This is a genomic window from Kitasatospora sp. MAP5-34, from assembly GCF_029894335.1.
Taxonomy (GTDB): domain Bacteria; phylum Actinomycetota; class Actinomycetes; order Streptomycetales; family Streptomycetaceae; genus Kitasatospora.
This window is the reverse complement of the sequence record NZ_JARXZC010000002.1, coordinates 1-15,963: the sequence shown is the minus strand read 5'-3', so window position 1 is coordinate 15,963 and position 15,963 is coordinate 1. Positions and strand designations below refer to the sequence as shown.

The 15,963-nt window shown below is 71.9% G+C and carries 12 protein-coding genes and 3 tRNA genes; 1 reads left to right on the top strand and 14 read right to left on the bottom strand.

Annotated elements, in window-relative coordinates; all coding sequences use genetic code 11:
- Positions 1-18: 18 nt before the first annotated feature.
- Entirely contained in the window at positions 19-1,014 is a 996-nt protein-coding gene (holA, locus tag P3T29_RS02055) for a DNA polymerase III subunit delta (RefSeq protein WP_280714464.1), read from the bottom strand.
- 131 nt (positions 1,015-1,145) lie between these two features.
- On the opposite strand from holA, the gene P3T29_RS02050 reads away from it, so the two are divergent.
- The gene (locus P3T29_RS02050) at positions 1,146-1,403 is read left to right on the top strand and encodes a hypothetical protein (protein ID WP_280714761.1); all 258 of its coding nucleotides are present in this window, start codon (positions 1,146-1,148) and stop codon (positions 1,401-1,403) included.
- Positions 1,404-1,423: 20 nt separating this feature from the next.
- On the opposite strand, the gene P3T29_RS02045 is transcribed toward P3T29_RS02050, so the two are convergent.
- From P3T29_RS02045 to P3T29_RS01985, 13 genes are all read right to left on the bottom strand, one after another.
- A complete protein-coding gene (locus tag P3T29_RS02045; RefSeq protein ID WP_280714463.1) occupies positions 1,424-4,117 on the bottom strand; it encodes a ComEC/Rec2 family competence protein in 2,694 nt (897 codons plus the stop codon).
- An 80-nt stretch (positions 4,118-4,197) separates the two neighbouring features.
- Complete coding sequence (locus P3T29_RS02040; RefSeq protein ID WP_280714462.1) at positions 4,198-5,205, bottom strand: ComEA family DNA-binding protein; 1,008 nt, start codon at positions 5,203-5,205, stop codon at positions 4,198-4,200.
- Between the two features lie 121 nt (positions 5,206-5,326).
- Complete coding sequence (locus P3T29_RS02035) at positions 5,327-6,172, bottom strand: DegV family protein (RefSeq protein WP_280714461.1); 846 nt, start codon at positions 6,170-6,172, stop codon at positions 5,327-5,329.
- An 89-nt stretch (positions 6,173-6,261) separates the two neighbouring features.
- Complete coding sequence (locus P3T29_RS02030; protein ID WP_280714460.1) at positions 6,262-7,026, bottom strand: hypothetical protein; 765 nt, start codon at positions 7,024-7,026, stop codon at positions 6,262-6,264.
- 230 nt (positions 7,027-7,256) lie between these two features.
- Positions 7,257-10,130 carry a leucine--tRNA ligase gene (leuS, locus tag P3T29_RS02025; protein WP_280714459.1) on the bottom strand — a complete coding sequence of 958 codons (2,874 nt, stop codon included), beginning with the start codon at positions 10,128-10,130 and terminating at the stop codon, positions 7,257-7,259.
- Between the two features lie 303 nt (positions 10,131-10,433).
- Entirely contained in the window at positions 10,434-11,720 is a 1,287-nt protein-coding gene (locus P3T29_RS02020) for a hypothetical protein (RefSeq protein ID WP_280714458.1), read from the bottom strand.
- A gap of 123 nt (positions 11,721-11,843) precedes the next feature.
- Positions 11,844-11,916, bottom strand: a tRNA-Ala gene (locus tag P3T29_RS02015).
- Positions 11,917-12,057: 141 nt separating this feature from the next.
- Positions 12,058-12,543, bottom strand: a complete 486-nt coding sequence (locus P3T29_RS02010; protein WP_280714457.1) for a hypothetical protein — start codon at positions 12,541-12,543, stop codon at positions 12,058-12,060.
- Between the two features lie 47 nt (positions 12,544-12,590).
- A tRNA-Ala gene (locus P3T29_RS02005) sits at positions 12,591-12,663 on the bottom strand.
- Positions 12,664-12,703: 40 nt separating this feature from the next.
- Positions 12,704-12,776, bottom strand: a tRNA-Ala gene (locus tag P3T29_RS02000).
- Between the two features lie 185 nt (positions 12,777-12,961).
- A complete protein-coding gene (locus P3T29_RS01995; protein ID WP_280714760.1) occupies positions 12,962-13,609 on the bottom strand; it encodes a histidine phosphatase family protein in 648 nt (215 codons plus the stop codon).
- Positions 13,606-14,091, bottom strand: coding sequence for a ribosome silencing factor (gene rsfS / locus P3T29_RS01990; RefSeq protein WP_280714456.1), 486 nt, complete (start codon positions 14,089-14,091; stop codon positions 13,606-13,608). Before rsfS ends, P3T29_RS01995 begins: the two co-directional genes overlap by 4 nt.
- Positions 14,092-14,193: 102 nt before the next feature.
- Positions 14,194-15,963: LytR C-terminal domain-containing protein (locus P3T29_RS01985; RefSeq protein ID WP_280714455.1), on the bottom strand; the 1,770-nt coding region annotated here is incomplete at its 5' end.

The window sequence follows — 15,963 nt, the reverse complement described above, 5'->3', positions numbered from 1 at the left end:
GACATGCATGACGCCCGGTCAGTACGTACGGGCGCCCGAGCGGGCGGCGCGGGCGACGGCGACCACGGCACGCTCCAGCGCGTACGCCGGGTCGTCCGAGCCGCCCTTGACGGCGGCGTCCGCCTGGGCGATGGCGGTGAGGGCGGTGGCGACGGCATCGCCCGTCCAGCCGCGCATCTGCTGCCGGACCCGGTCCACCTTCCACGGCGGCATCCCCAGCTCGCGGGCCAGGTCGGCCGGGCGCATGTTCCGGCCGGTGGTCGCCAGACGGCCGATGCTGCGGACTCCGGAGGCCAGTGCGTAGGTGATGCCGGTGGGCGGCTGACCGACCGCCAGCGCCCAGCGCAGCCGCTCCAGCGCCTCGGCGGCCCGCCCGGTGACGGCGAGGTCGGCGACCTCGAAGCCGGTGGCCTCGGCGCGGCCGCTGTAGTAGCGGGCGACGACCGTCTCGTCGATGGTGCCCTCGACGTCGGCCGCGAGCTGGCTGCACGCCGCCGCGAGCTCGCGCAGATCGCTGCCGAGCGCGTCGAGCAGCGACTGGCACGCCTCCTGGGTGGCGGAGCGGCCCAGCGTACGGAACTCACCCTTGATGAACGCCAGCCGGTCACCGGCCTTGGTCAGCTTGACGCAGGCCACCTCACGGCCACCGGCCTTGCGGCCCGCGTCCAGCAGCCCCTTGCCCTTGGCACCGCCGGCGTGCACCAACACCATGATCACTTCTTCGGCCAGGGCCTCGATGTACGCCTTGACCTCCTTGACCGAATCGGCCGAGAGATCCTGGGCGGCCCGGACCACGATGACCTTGCGCTCGGCGAACAGCGACGGGGTCGTCAGCTCCGCGAGACTGCCCGGCTGCAGGGCGCCCGGAGCGACATCGCGCACATCGGTGTCCGGATCAGCCGCTCTGGCAGCGGCCACCACCTGGGCGACCGCGCGGTCGAGCAGCAGCTCCTCCTGGCCGACCGCGAGGGTCAGCGGGGCGAGCAGGTCGTCGGGTGCACTCTTCCTGGCCATCGCCTACCAGGATCGCACGGGGCACCGACAGTGCGGCACCGACAGTGGGACGCCGGCAGCGGGGCGCGGACAGTGACGGCCGCCCCCGGGGCCGACGTCGCGTACCGCGTCTGGAGAATGGACCCGTGACCATGAACTTCACCCGCCAACTCCTTGTCCTCCCCGATCGCGACGTGGCCGAGGAGGCCTCGGAGGAGCTGTCCGCCCGCTGGCCCGACCTGGGCCACCTCGAAATCGTCCGGGACTCGCTGGCAGGCGAGGACGACGCGGAGGACGCCCAGTGGCTCCTCGTCCTCGAAGCACCCGAGGACACCGGCTGGACGCCGGAACGGTTGGCCGCCCTCGACACGTTCGCCGCCGAACTCGACGGCTGGCGCGAGGAGGAGTGAGGGCCTGACACCCCACCCACTCAGCCCGGTGGCGGGCGGGTGGGGGCTGCTCGGTGCGGCGGGCCGGGGGGATGGCGGTGGGGGTGGGTGGCTGCCTGGAGGTGGCTGTGGGAGCCGAGCACGGCGATGTCGCCCGACCGGTCGGTGCGCAGGACGGTGGCGCCGAGAGCTCGGAGCCGGTCCACGGTGCGGGGGGCCGGGTGCCCGTAGGAGTTGTCGAGACCGCAGGAGATCAATGCCAACCGGGGGCTCAGGGAGCCCTCGAAGTCCCAGTCCTGGTTGGCCGACCCGTGGTGGGCGACCTTGAGGACGTCGACGTGGGAGAGGGGTTGCCGGTCATGGAGCGCCGCCTGTGCCGGGGGTTCGAGGTCGCCCAGCAGGGCGACGCGGAGTGGGTCCGACGGTGGGCCCACGGAGGCCAGTAGCGCGACGCTGGAGTTGTTCGCGCCAGGGGTGTCAAGGCCGAGCTGGTCGTCGGGCCAGAGGATCTCCCAGGAGAGTTCGGGCCCGGCCGTGCGGTGTTCACCGCGTCGGGCCTGGATGACGGGGACGTGGGCGGCGGCGGCCAACCCCAGGACTCGGGCTCGCTCTCCGGGTGGGCTGTCCAGGGTGGTGACCTGGAGGGCGCCGACGCTTCGCCCGTGCAGGACCCCGGGCAGACCTTCGGAGTGGTCCGCATGGAAATGAGTGACGATCAGCAGGGAAACCCTGGTGATGCCGAGAGCCCGAAGGCACGAGTCCGCAGCCTTCGGGTCCGGCCCCGCGTCCACCACCACGGCGGTGTCCGGTGCCTCGCCTCCCGCCGAGGTGAGCGGAAGTACCGTCATGTCCCCTTGGCCGACATCGCACATGACCAGCCGCCATCCTGGTGGCGGCCAGCCGGTGGCGATCCGGACCAGCAGGGGCGGCCGGAGCAGCACCGTCAGCAGGGCCAGCCCGGCGGCGAGGGCCAGCACCACCCGGAGCCACCGACGGGCCAGGAGCGGGCCCGGCCCGAAATGGCGAGGACCGAAGTGGAGCGGCTCGGGGTGGGTCAGCCCGGGGCGGGTCGGCTCGGAACCGTGGAGTTCGGGTTGGGTCGGCTCGGGCCGGGCCGCTCTGCGGCGGGCGAGCAGCGGTCGGGCGGCCCAGGCGAGCGCGAGTGTCAGGAGCGCCAGCGTCGCGGCACCGAGAAGGCCGCTGGGCAACTCCAGCTGCGCGCCGGGCAGCGCGGCGCCGTACTCGGCCACGGCCACCAGCCAGGCGGTGGGCAGCGCGGCGAGATCGACCAGGAACCGGGCGGCGGCGTGCCAGAGCGGGTCTACGACGAGAGCCGCGAAGCCGAGCAACGTGACCGGGGTGATGGCCAGTTCGGCAAGTGCGTTGCAGGGGATGGCGACCAGGCTGACCTTCGGCGCCAACAGGACGGTGACGGGTCCGCAGAACGCCTGGGCGGCTGCGGTCGACGCCACGGCGGTGGCCAGGTGGTGCGGCCAGCGGCGGGCGAGCAGGGCGGCGGTCCAGGGCGGGCCGAGGACGAGCAGCCCGGCCGTGGCGAGCGTGGAGAGCATGAATCCGTACGAGCGGGCCAGGTACGGATCGAGGAGGACCAGTACGAGCACGGCCCCCGCGAGTGCGGGCAGGGCTTGCCGGGGCCGACCGGTGGCAAGGGCGAGCATCGCGATCAGGCCGGTGGCGGCGGCCCGGAGCACACTCGGGTCCGGCCGGCAGATGGTCACGAACGCCAGGGTCAGCAGCGCGCCGAGGAGAGCTGTGGTCCGCAGGGGCAGGCCGAGGAGCCCGGCCAGCCCGGTCCGGTCCGGCTCGCCCGCTCTGCCGGGGGCTCCGATCAGCACGGCCAGCACGATGGCGAGGTTCGCGCCGCTGACGGCGGTGAGATGGCCGAGGTCGGTGGCGCGGAAGGAGTCGTTCAACTCCTCGGAGATACGGGAGGTGTCGCCGACCACCAGCCCGGGGAGCAGCCCCCGGGTGTCGGGCGGCAGGTGGTCGCAGGCGGCCCGCAGTCCGGCCCGCAGACGTCCCGCCAGCCGCTGCGGCAGGCTGGGCGGCGCCAGCAACCGAGGCGGGCCGCGCACCAGCAGAACAGCGCCGACGGCGCTGCCGGGGGCGGGGTCGGCCGGGAGGACGCGCACGTCCACGCCGAGCCGGGTGGAGGGGAGCATCTGCTGCCAGTCCGGCGCGTCCTGCTCCCGGATCAGCAGGATGACGGGTGTCCTGGTCCGGACCACCTCCGCGAGCGGGGGAACGGCCTCCGGCTGCCTGACGACGTCGACGGTCGCGCTGACGGTGAGCAGGGACTTACCCGGTCCGGTCCCGCTGCTCGGTGAGTGTCTGGCCTTCGGGTCACCGGCGACGGTGAGTTCGACCGTGAGTTCGGGGTGTGGCTGACGGGCGAGGAGCACGAGTGGGCCTCGGTACAGGTCTGCGGTGTGCAGCACCGTGGTGACGGTACCGGCGGCGGCGGTGAGGAGGGTGGCGGCGACCAGGATCGCCGGGTGCCGGTCCCGCCCGGCGGCGAGGAGCAGCAGGAGCAGGGCGGCCACCACCGCCACCCCGGCTGCCAGGAGCAGCACGGGCCGCCACCCCGGGTCGAGCCCGAGAACGGTTACCGCGACGGCCCAGGCGGAGACTGCCGGGACGACGAGGCGGACATCGGCAGGGCGGCGGCGGTGCCCGGATCGGCCGGTCGAGGCGGGAATGGGGGTCACCTCCATCGGGTGGAAGCATCGGGTGGTCAATGCGTCAGAGGGTCGACTCGGACGGTCGACTCGGAGGGTCAACTCAGAGGGTCAACTCAGAGGGTCAACAGGGAGCGCAGGTCCAGGAACTTGCGGTTGCCGATGCCGCTCACCTGGCGAAGCTGGTCCACCGAACGGAAGCCACCGTGCTCGCGGCGGAACTGGGCGATCCGTTGGGCCAGCGTCGGCCCCACCCCTGGCAGGGCGTCCAGCTGCTCGACGGTGGCGTGGTTGAGACTGAGCGGCGTGGTCGCCGTGCCCGCGCCGGACGACCCGGCGGACGCACCGACCACGATCTGCTCACCGTCGCTCAGCACCCTGGCCAGGTTGACGCTGTCCGTCTCGGTGTCGGGCAACGGCCCGCCAGCCAGCCGGAGCGCGTCGGCGACGCGGGAGCCGCTCGGCAAGGTCCGGAGCCCCGGGTGCTGCACCTTGCCCGCCACATCGACCACGACCTCCGGCCCGGACGGTGCGGACAACCCGGGTGCCCCGGACGACCCGGGTGAGGGCGGTGGAGCGGTAGCCCGGCGCGACACGGCGGTGAACGCGGGAGGAACCGAGGCCGCTGCGGAGACCGGCTCCGGGATCGGGACCGGCTGGGGCCGCCCCAGCCAGAAGTGCTGCACGGCGTAGCCGACGGCGAGTAGCAGCAGGACGGTCAGCCCGAGGATCGCCCGACGGTCGAGCAGCAGCGCGGGATGCAGGCGCGGCAGGAGCCGACGACGGCTCGCGCCGGGCGGGTCCACGGGAACGGGATCGGGATCGGAATCCGGGTCGAGGTCGAGGTCGTCCAGATCCAGGTCCAGGTCAAGGTCAAGGTCAAGGTCCGTGTCAAGGTCAGAGTCCAGGTCCGGATCGGCAGCCGGCTTGTGCTCAGGCGCGGGATCAGGACCGGCATCGGACGGTGGATCAGGAGTCGGCGACGCGGTTGCGCGGCGGGCGGACCGGGGCGGTGGGTCGTCGAGCTCGTAGTCGGCATCGGACGCGAACAGGTTGGACATCCGGTCGCGGACGGTCTCGGTGGTCTCTCGTCGCCGGGCCGCGCCCGGGGTCATCGTCCTCATGGCGACGACCGTAGAGCCGCCCCGGCCCAACGTCAGGATTGGTCAAATCCCTGTGGACAACTCGGCGTTGTGGATAACTCCAGTCACCCGGACGAAGGAGTTTCAGGCCAGGAAGCCCCGCTCATCGCGGCGCGACCACGACCGCCAGCAGCCCCGGACCGACGTGCGCACCGATCACCGCGCCGACCTCGCCCACGTACAGATCCCGCAGCCCGGGTACGCGCTCGCGCAACCGTTCGGCGAGCGGTTCGGCCCGGTCCTCGGCGGCCAGGTGGTGCACGACGATGTCCACCTCGGCCTCCCCCGCCTGCGCCACCGCGATCTCCTCCAGCCGGGCGATCGCCCGGGAGGCCGTCCGGACCTTCTCCAGGGGCTCGATCCGCCCCGAGGCGAGGTGCAGCAGCGGCTTCACGGCGAGTGCCGAACCCAGCAGAGCCCGGGCGGCACCGATCCGCCCCCCGCGCCTCAGGTGCTCCAGGGTGTCGACGTAGAAGAATCCGCTGGTCAGCGAGGCCCGCCGGGTGGCCGCGGCCACCGTCTCGTCCAGCCCGAGGCCGGCCTCGACCGCTCGTGCCGCCGTAAGGACGCAGTGTCCGAGCGCCATACCGACCAGGCGGCTGTCCACCACCCGTACCGGAATCCCCGCCTCGGCGGCCGCGAGCCGCGCCGCCTCGCAGGTACCCGAGAGCTCCGAGGAGAGGTGCAGCGAGACGACCCCGGTCGCGCCCGCCTCGGCGGCGGCCCGGTAGGCCGCCGCGAAGGTCTCCGGGCCCGGGCGGGAGGTGGTCACGCGGCGCTTGCTCCGGAGCGCCTCGGCGACGTCCTTCGGCGAGATCTCGATGCCTTCGAGGAGGGCCTCGTCGCCCACTGCCACGCTGAGCGGGACCACCGCGATCCGATGACGGTCCACGGCGTCCTGGGGCAGATAAGCCGTGGAATCGGTGACAAGTGCGAGGTGGGCGGGCATGAGCCGGAGGTTACTCCCCGTGCGGCGCAGAAGACAGCGACGGCAGGGAGCAGCGGCCGACCGCTGGTCGCCAGGTTGTCGCCCGGTGGCTAGCCCGCCGAGGAACTCCCGGTCGAGGGCCCGGTGGAGGGCTTCCGCAGGCGCCCGGCGAGCCTGGTCAGCGGCTCACCGAGCCCGAGCATCTCCTCCGCGCTCAGGTGCCGCCCCGAGGACACCCCCTTCCGCGAAGCTCCGGCTGCACCTGCCGCGCCGGCAGCCCCCGCCGCGCCGGTCCCAGCGGTGTCGCCGGCCGCAGGCGCCGAGTCCCAGTGCCGCAGAGCACCCGCCTCGCTCTCGCACTCCTCGCTCAGCCGTGCCAACTCGTCGTCGGCGAAGCGCTGCATCCGGTCCTGCGCGGCCCAGCGCATCGACTCGGCGGAGTGCGTGATCCGTTCGGCGCGCTCGCGCAGTTCGGAGAGCTTGGCGGCGATCCTGACCCCGTCCGGCTCCCGTTCCAGTACCCGCAGCTCGCCGTCCAGCTCCGCCGCGTGGGCGTCCAGCCGGGTCAGCAGCTGGAGGGATTCCGTCAGCTGGCTGTCCCGGGCGAGCCCCTCCTGCAGCACCCTCCGGGTGCCGTCGAGCGACGTGCGCAGCGACAGCCGGACGGCCGAGATCTGCCCCTGGGAGCCCGGTTTGGTGTACGTCTTCGCCTTGAGGGTGACGTTCTCGACCGCACGCCGGGCGTTGGCCTCGTGGTGCTCCACCTTGGCGACGACGGCCCGGGTGGCCTTCACCGCGACGACCACCAGCATCGTCAGCACGCCCACGCCGAACAGTACGATCAGGCCGATCACCGCGCCGATTGCGTCCATCATGAGCTACCTCTCACCGAAGCCACCGTGGCCGCCGAAGTCGGCACCGCCCGAGTCTCCAAGGTAGCCCCACAGGCCGGGCCGGAAACGGGCTATGCCCGCCGCCGGGCCAGAGATCAGGGTCGGCTCAGGGGTCTCCCCCGCAGGGATCCCAGGGTCGGCCGGCCTCCTGGTACGCCGACGGGCGGCCCCTCCTGAGAGCCAGGAGAGACCGCCCGCCGATATGACGACCGTCAGCCGGTGACGATGTTGACCAGCTTCGGCGCCCGCGCGATCACCTTGCGGACGGGCGCGTCACCGATGGCGGCGACGACCGCCGGGTCGGCCAGGGCCAGCGCCTCCAGCTCGGCGTCGGAGATCGACGGTGCGACCTCCAGCCGGGCCTTGACCTTGCCCTTGATCTGGACGACGCAGATCACGCTCTCGGCCACCGCGTACACCGGGTCGGCCACCGGGTAGTCGGCGAACGCCAGCGACTCGGTGTGGCCCAGGCGGCGCCACAGCTCCTCGGCGATGTGCGGGGCCAGCGGCGCGATCAGCAGCACCGCCTGCTCGGCCACCACACGCGGGGTCGAGCCGCGCTTCACCAGGAAGTTGTTCAGCTCGATGGCCTTGGCGACGGCCGTGTTGAACCGCAGCCCGGCCATGTCGCCCCGGATGCCGTCGATCGCCTTGTGCAGCGCGCGCAGGGTCGCCTCGTCGGGCGTCTCCTCCGTGACCACCAGCTCGCCGGTGTCCTCGGAGACGATGTTGCGCCACAGCCGCTGCAGGAAGCGGTACGAGCCGACCACCGCGCGGGTGTCCCACGGACGGGAGACGTCCAGCGGGCCCATCGACATCTCGTACAGGCGCAGCGTGTCGGCGCCGTACTCGTCGCAGATGGAGTCGGGCGCGACCGCGTTCTTCAGCGACTTGCCCATCTTCCCGGCCTCGCGCTTGACCTGCTCGCCCTGCCAGAAGTACTTGCCGTCGCGCTCCTCGATCTCGGCGGCCGGCACCGGGAAGCCGCGCTCGTCACGGTAGACGTCGGCGGTGATCATGCCCTGGTTGAACAGCTTGTGGAACGGCTCGACCGAGGAGACGTGACCCAGGTCGTGCAGCACCTTGTGCCAGAAGCGCGCGTACAGCAGGTGCAGCACCGCGTGCTCGGCGCCGCCGACGTACAGGTCGGCGCCACCGCCCGGCTTCTGGTCGGTCGGGCCCAGCCAGTAGCCCTCGTTGGCCGGGTCGACGACCTTCTCGCCGTTGGCCGGGTCGATGTAGCGCAGCTCGTACCAGCACGAACCGGCCCAGTTGGGCATGGTGTTGGTCTCGCGGCGGTACGGGCGGACGCCGTCGCCCAGGTCCAGTTCGACGTTGACCCAGTCCTCGTTGCGGGACAGCGGGGTCTTCGGCGAGGACTTGGAGTCGTACGGGTCGTAGGTGTGCGGCGAGTAGTCCTCGACCTCGGGGACCTCGACCGGCAGCATCGACTCGGGCAGCGCGTGCATCACGCCGTCCTCGTCGTAGACGATCGGGAAGGGCTCGCCCCAGTACCGCTGACGGCTGAACAGCCAGTCGCGCAGGCGGTAGTTGACGGTGCCCTCGCCGATGCCGCGCGCAGCCAGCCACTCGGTGGCGGCGGCCTTCGCCTCGACGACGCTCAGGCCGTTCAGCGACAGGCTGTCGTGCGCCGAGTTGACGATGACGGAGTCGTACGTGTCGAAGGCGTCGTCCCACTCGTGCGGGTCCTGGCTCCGGCCGTCCGTCGGCTGGACGACGCAGCGCATCGGCAGGGCGAAGGCGCGGGCGAAGGCGAAGTCGCGGTGGTCGTGGGCGGGGACGGCCATGATGGCGCCGGTGCCGTAACCCATCAGCACGTAGTCGGCGATGAACACCGGCACGGGCTCGCCGCTGACCGGGTTGGTCGCGTAGGCACCCGTGAAGACGCCGGTCTTGATCTTCGCGTCGACCTGGCGCTCGACGTCCGACTTCGCGGCTGCCTCCGCGCGGTACGCCGCCACGGCCTCGGCGGGGGTGGCGGCGCCGCCCTTCCAGTCCTCGTGGGTCTCGGCCGGCCAGGCGGCGGGGACGATCGAGTCGACCAGCGCGTGTTCGGGCGCCAGCACCATGTAGGTGGCGCCGAACAGGGTGTCGGGGCGGGTGGTGAAGACGGTGATCGCGTCGCCGTTCACCGAGAAGTCGACCCGGGCGCCCTCGCTGCGGCCGATCCAGTTGCGCTGCTGCAGCTTGATGGCCTCGGGCCAGTCCAGCAGGTCCAGGTCGGCGATCAGGCGGTCGGAGTACGCGGTGATCCGCATCATCCACTGGCGCAGGTTCGACTTGAACACCGGGAAGTTGCCACGCTCGGAGCGGCCGTCGGCCGTGACCTCCTCGTTGGCCAGCACGGTCCCCAGCCCGGGGCACCAGTTGACCGGCACCTCCTTGGAGTACGCCAGCCGGAAGTCGCCCAGCAGCTCGTCACGCTCGGCGGCGGACAGCTCGGACCAGGCGCGGCCGTCCGGCGTCGGGCGCGAGCCGTCCGCGAACTGGGCGATCAGCTCGGCGATCGGGCGGGCCTTGGCCGTCTCCTGGTCGTACCAGGAGTTGAAGATCTGCAGGAAGATCCACTGCGTCCAGCGGTAGTACTCCGGGTCGATCGTGGAGATCGAGCGACGCGGGTCGTGACCCAGGCCCAGACGGCGCAGCTGCTGGCGCATGTTCGCGATGGCGGCGTCGGTGGTGATCCGGGGGTGCTGGCCGGTGGCGACGGCGTGCTGCTCGGCCGGCAGGCCGAAGGCGTCGTAGCCCAGCGTGTGCAGCACGTTGTGGCCGTTCATCCGCTGGAAGCGGGCGAACACGTCGGTGGCGATGTAGCCCAGCGGGTGGCCCACGTGCAGGCCGGCACCCGAGGGGTACGGGAACATGTCCATGATGAAGCTGTGCGGCTTGGCCGCGACGTCACCGGCGGCCGGGTCCGACAGCGCACCGGCCGGGTTGGGGGCGTTGAACGTCCCCTCCTTCTCCCAGACGTCCTGCCAGCGGGACTCGATCTCGGCGGCCAGCGCGGCGGCGTAGCGGAAGGGCTCGGTGGCGGCCTCGGCCGCGCCAGGGGTCGTCTCGCTCATGGTCCTTCAAGCTCCATCGATGTCGTTGGCGAACAGGCGGCGAAAACAAAAAAGCCCCTCGCAGGAGGGGACGCCACGCCGACTCCGGCACCACCCGAAGGCTCAGCCGGTCCTTGTCAGCGCGGCCGGCTAAGGAGCAGGCGCACGGTTCGCATGGGCTCAGGGTACCGCAAGGCGCTAGCCGCTCCGGCTTACCGGCAACCACGGCAGGGGCGCGAGGAACTGCGCGCGCAACCGTCCACGTACGCCGTGCCTTGGTCGCGCGGTTCCCCGCGCCCCTGGGAGGTGCATGGCTAAGGTCCGCTAGCCGCGCGCTGCCGCGTCGAAGTCCCGCAGGGCCCGCGCCACGCGTACGGACTGCATGCCCGCCGCCAGCAGCCGGGCCTCATCGGCGACCTTCGCGGCCTCCTCGTGCTCCCCGGTGCGCTGGTACGAGTCGGCGAGCCGGACCATCAGCAGGGCCTTCACCCGCGCCCGCTCGGGCGAGAGGGCGGTGATCGCGCCGGACAGCAGCTGCTGCGCCCGCTCGTGTTCGCCGAGGAAGAGGTAGCCCTCCCCCACCATGCCCTCCAGGTCGGCCCGTTCCTGTGCGTGGCCGTCCTCGCCCTCCAGGGCCAGGAACGCCCGGTCGGCGACCGCCTCGGCGCTGATCTGCTCGCCCTTCTTGCCGTGCGCCCGGGCTATCCGGCCCAGCTGGAGCGCCCGCTCACGCGGGGTCAGCACCTCGTCGGCGGCCCGCAGGGCGGTTGAGAGCATGGCCACGGCGTCCAGCCCGCGCCCGCCGGAGTTGTGGGTGGCCTGCACCGCCAGGCAGCCGACCACGCTCACCCCGAGCCGGGGGTCGCCGGACACGTGGGCCGCCCGCAGCGCCGCGACGAAGGCGCGCTGCGCCGCCGCATCGTTGCCCAGGTCGTAGTTGGCCCACCCGACCAACCGCGCCAGCCGGCTCGCCGCGCCGTACAGCTCCCGGCCCAGCTTCTCGCCGTACGCGCCCAGTTCCAGCAGCTTCGCGACCATCGCCAGCTCGGCCTTGGCGAGGTCGAGGATCAGACCGCCGCCGTAGGTGCGCTCGAGGCGCTGCTTGCTGTCGTAGCTGAGCCGGAGGTCGTCGAGCTGCTCGGTGGCGATCCGCAGCGCGCCCTCGCCGCCGGTGACCTCGGGTGGCGGTGAGGCCCAGTGGCGGGCGGCCTGTTCGAGTTCGTCGCCACGGAAGAGGTCGGTGAGGCGTACCGGCGCGGCGTCCGCACCGGCCTCGCGGAGGGCGGTCTGCGCGGTGTCGGCCGTCCACGGGTCGGTGAGCAGCCGGGGCGAGAGCATCTTGGCACCCCGGTTGCTGCCCATCTGGCCCCAGAGCTGCTCGTACGTCACGGCGATGCCCAGAGTGCGGCTGAACACCTCGCACACCGCCTGGTCGTGCGGGGACCTCGGCACCATGCCCCGGTCGCGCCACTTGTAGGGGGCGGTGGAGCTGATCGCCAGGGCGCTCGGGAGCGCCGCGTTCACTTCGCGGGCGAGCCGCTCGGGGCTCCAGCCGAGTTGGTGCAGGATCCGGGCAAGCTCTTCGTTGCGCTTACGCGCCAGATCGGCCATGCGACGACCGTAGCCGCCGACCGCCGCACCCGGGTAGGGCACCGCTGGAGACTGCGGACCACGGCCGGCCGGGAAAAGCGGAAAGGCCGCCTTCCGAATCCGGAAGGCGGCCTTTCCCAAGGGTGGAGCTACGGAGAATTGAACTCCGGACCTCTTGCATGCCATGCAAGCGCTCTACCAACTGAGCTACAGCCCCTTGACCTGCAGTGTCACCGGGCGTTTCCCCCGGCGACATGCATTACTTTACACGGTCCCCGGCCCACTCCCCTAATCAGTTCCCGGCGGCCCGGGAAGGCGTTCCTCCCGCACCCACGGGCGGGCGCGGGAGGAACACGGTTCAGACAGCCGCCCGCCGGGTGCGGTGCGCGAACACCGCGGCGAGGACGAACGCCGCCGCGATCGCACCGCAGGTGACCAGCAGCGCCGCCCCCGAGCTACGGGCCGGGGCCGGCAGCAGTCCGGGCGCACGCAGTACCCGTCCCGGGATCAGCGGCTGTCCGCCACGTGCGGCGATCCGCCACTCGACCAGGCCGAACAGCGCGAACAGCAGCGCGCTGACGGTGAGCACCACCCAGCCCCAGACCGGCCAGCCCAGCTCGTGCCCGAGCACCAGCGGCACCACCAGCGTCCCGATGGCCGCCGCGAGCACCACCAGCCCGACCACGTCGAAGCGGCGGCTGCCGTCTCCGGGCAGCACCGGGAGCAGACGACGGCTCAGGAGCAGCAGCACCAGCCCGATCGGCACGTTGACCGCGAGCGGATGGAGTACGTCGCCGCCAACCCCGAGCTCCCGGTCACCGACCACGGCCACTGGAACTGACAAAGCAGGAAGGCCGCCTCCCGTGGGGGAGACGGCCTTCCTGTCCGCTGTGGAGCTACGGAGAATTGAACTCCGGACCTCTTGCATGCCATGCAAGCGCTCTACCAACTGAGCTACAGCCCCGCGACACGAACGGACCCTTGCGGGGACCGCTGGTGCGGAGTGGAGCTACGGGGAATTGAACCCCGGACCTCTTGCATGCCATGCAAGCGCTCTACCAACTGAGCTACAGCCCCGCACTTCGGAGGAATCCCCGCCTCCCTCCCGGGCGGCGTTTCTTTCCTGCGAACGAGGAAGACTCTAGCTGGTCAGGCCCGGAAGTGTGAAATCCCGCCCCCTGCGAAGGGACGCCCCCGTCGCTCAGGTGCCGCCGTCACCCGGATGCCGGCCAGATGTGGCCGTCACTCGGATGTCGCCGTACTCAGGTGTCGTCGCCGATCACCGGCTGCGGCAGGGTGCCCGCGTTGTGCTCCAGCAGACGCCAACCGCGCGCGCCCCGGCCGAGCACCGACCAGCAGCAGTTGGAGAGACCGCCGAAGCGCTCCCACTGTGCGGCTTCCAGGTCGAGCAGCCGACCGAGCATGGTGCGGATGGTGCCGCCGTGACTGACGACCACCAGCGTGCCGTCCTCGGGCAGCTTCTCGACGGCCGTCAGCACCACGGGGACGGACCGGTCCGCCACCTCGGTGCTCAGCTCGCCACCGCCGCGCCGGACCGGCTCGCCCTGCGCCCACGCCTCGTACTGCTCCGGGAAGCGGGCCTGGATCTCGGCGTTGGTCAGGCCCTGCCAGTCGCCCGCGTACGTCTCGCGCAGCCCCTCGTGGTGCTGCACGTCCAGACCGGTGATCCTGGCGAGCTCGACGGCCGTACGGGCGGCGCGCTTGAGGTCGGAGGAGATCAGCAGGTCGGGGCGGAGACCGGAGAGCAGCCGGGCGGCCCGCTGGGCCTGGAAGACGCCCTGGTCGGTCAGCTCGATGTCGGTGCTGCCCTGGAACCTCGACTCCAGGTTCCAGGACGTCTGGCCGTGCCGCCAGAAGACGATGCGCGGCCCCCGCGCGGCGCGGCTCAGCTCTCGTCCTCGGCGTCGGTGTCAACGTGGTGGTTGACGTCCTCGTCGTGGTCGGCCACGGCCACGGCGTTGCCGTCGGCGTCGAGCACGGCGTTCTCCGGGCGGTTCCGGGTGGCCAGCGCGTCGGCGGGGATCGGAAGCTCCGGGCAGTCCTTCCAGAGCCGGTCGAGGGAGTAGAAGGAGCGCTCCTCGGAGTGCTGGACATGCACCACGATGTCCAGGAAGTCGAGCAGGATCCAGCGGCCCTCGCGCTCGCCCTCGCGGCGCACCGGCTTGACGTCCAGCTTCTCGCGGAGCTGCTCCTCGATCTCCTCCGCGATCGACTTCACCTGGCGGTCGTTGGCCGCGGAGGCGATCAGGAAGGCGTCAGTGATCGCCAGCACGTCGCTGACGTCGAAGGCGATGATGTCGTGGGCCAGCTTGTCGGCCGCCGCCTGTGCGGCGACGTTGATCAATTCCTGGCTGTGGTCCGTGGCAGTCACAGTGTTCTTCCGGCTTGATTACAGAGATTCGCCTTCCAGGATCTCACGAACACGAAGAGGCCCCGGCCGAATTCGACCGGGGCCTGCTCGCACGGCCGGCTGCTACTGGCCCTTGGCGGGCGCGAAGTCCTTGCCCAGTACGAGCACCAGGTCCGCGTTCAGCGAGTCGGTGACCTTCTTCACTGCGCTGTCCGGCAGGCCGAGAGTGGTCGCCAGGGACTTGGCGGCGGCCTGCTTGGCGTCGTCGGTGTAGCGGATCTCGGTGTTCGCCTGGGTCGGCCCGGGGTTCGCGCCGCTCGGGACGACGTTCAGCCCGGCGTTGGTCACCTGGATGGTCGCGGCGGCCGTGTTCTGGTCGTTGCCGGACGCGTTCAGGATGCCGACCCTGGTCGTCGTCGAGCCGGACTGGGCACTGTGCACGGTCCCGCCGAGAACGTCCTTGACCTGCTGACCGGCAACGGCCGGATCCAGCGTGCCGTCGGGCTGCACCTTCAGGGCGCTGGTGCTGAAGTGCCCGTCCTTGGCCTGCTGGGCGAGCTGCGCGAGCACCCCGGCCAGCGCCTGTTCCGGCAGCGACGGGTCGAGCACCGCGTTCATCCGGTGCACGTCGTCCTGGGAGTCGGCCAGCGTGGTCGGCATGGTGCGGACCAGCGCGTCGAGCACCTGCCCGAACCGCGCCAACTGGGCGTCCCGGCTCTCCCCCGGCCCCTGGTAGGTGGCGTACAGGACGGCCGCGCGACCGCTGAGCGTGACGCCCTTGCCGGCGGCGGCCAGCTGCTTGCCGTTGTCGTCGATCTCAGCGTTGGTGTCCACCTGGACGCCGCCGAGCTGGGCGACGAGCAGCTGCAGGTACGGGGTGTCGAGCCGCCAGGTGCCGGCCACCGTCGTGCCGAGCACGGTACCGAGCCCGTCCCGGGTGCCGGAGGCGCCGAGGCCGTCCATCGCCTGACCGAGCGGGGTGGTCGCGGAGTCGCCGCTGTCGGGCAGCTTGAGGGTGTCCGGCAGCAGCAGCGCCGAACCCTTGTGGCCCGCCGCGTCGTTGACCAGCAGCGCGGTGCTGACCTTGCCCTGGAGATCCCGCAGGTGCACCACGTTCACCTGGCGCTTCCCGACCGCCTTCGCCACCGTGGCGGAAGCGCCGAACTTGCCGCTCCACCACAGGTAACCGCCACCACCGGCGGCCAGCAGCGCCAACACCACCAGACCGCCGATCGCCCGGCTGCGCAGCTTCTTGCGACGCTCGTCCCGGCGCTCGCTGCGCGACTCGGCGAACTTGAGCCAGTCGATGACGTCCTCGCTCTCCTCCGCCTCCTCGTCGACGAAGGTGAACTCGCCCGTCGCGTAGCCCTCCGGGGCCGCCTTCTGCGCGCGCCGCCCGCCGACCTGCTCGGACGGCTCCGCCGGGGCCGGCGCCGGCCCGGCGGCCGGCTCGGACGGGCGGGGGCGCGGCGGAACGACCCGCTGCGCGGGGCGCTGGACCGGGGACTGAACGACGGGCTGGACGACGGGGGGCTGGACGATTACGGGCTGCGCGGGCAGCGGCTGCTGCTGGTACGGGTCCTGGACGTACGCCTGCTGCTGCCCGTACTGGTCGTACTGCTGCTGCGGCTGGTACGGGTACTGCTGTTGCCGGCCCTGGTAGGGATCCTGGACGTACGCCTGCTGCTGGCCATGGGGGTCCCCCCAGCCGGAGGCTGGGGGATGGTCGTACTGCTGGTGGGGCTGCTGCTCGTAGACCGGCTGCTGGTACGGGTCCTGGTACTGGCCCTGCGGCTGCCCATGGGGGTCCCCCCAGCCGGAGGCTGGGGGATGGTCGTACTGCTGGTGGGGCTGCTGCTCGTAGACCGGCTGCTGGTACGGGTCCTGGTACTG

Coding starts and splice junctions, on each gene's coding strand:
- P3T29_RS02040 (WP_280714462.1), bottom strand. CDS start 5,205: ATGAGGACGATGACCCCGGGCGCGGCCCGGCGACGAGAGACCACCGAG.
- P3T29_RS02045 (WP_280714463.1), bottom strand. CDS start 4,117: ATGGAGGTGACCCCCATTCCCGCCTCGACCGGCCGATCCGGGCACCGC.
- P3T29_RS02035 (WP_280714461.1), bottom strand. CDS start 6,172: ATGCCCGCCCACCTCGCACTTGTCACCGATTCCACGGCTTATCTGCCC.
- leuS (WP_280714459.1), bottom strand. CDS start 10,130: ATGAGCGAGACGACCCCTGGCGCGGCCGAGGCCGCCACCGAGCCCTTC.
- holA (WP_280714464.1), bottom strand. CDS start 1,014: ATGGCCAGGAAGAGTGCACCCGACGACCTGCTCGCCCCGCTGACCCTC.
- P3T29_RS02020 (WP_280714458.1), bottom strand. CDS start 11,720: ATGGCCGATCTGGCGCGTAAGCGCAACGAAGAGCTTGCCCGGATCCTG.
- P3T29_RS02030 (WP_280714460.1), bottom strand. CDS start 7,026: ATGATGGACGCAATCGGCGCGGTGATCGGCCTGATCGTACTGTTCGGC.
- P3T29_RS02050 (WP_280714761.1), top strand. CDS start 1,146: ATGAACTTCACCCGCCAACTCCTTGTCCTCCCCGATCGCGACGTGGCC.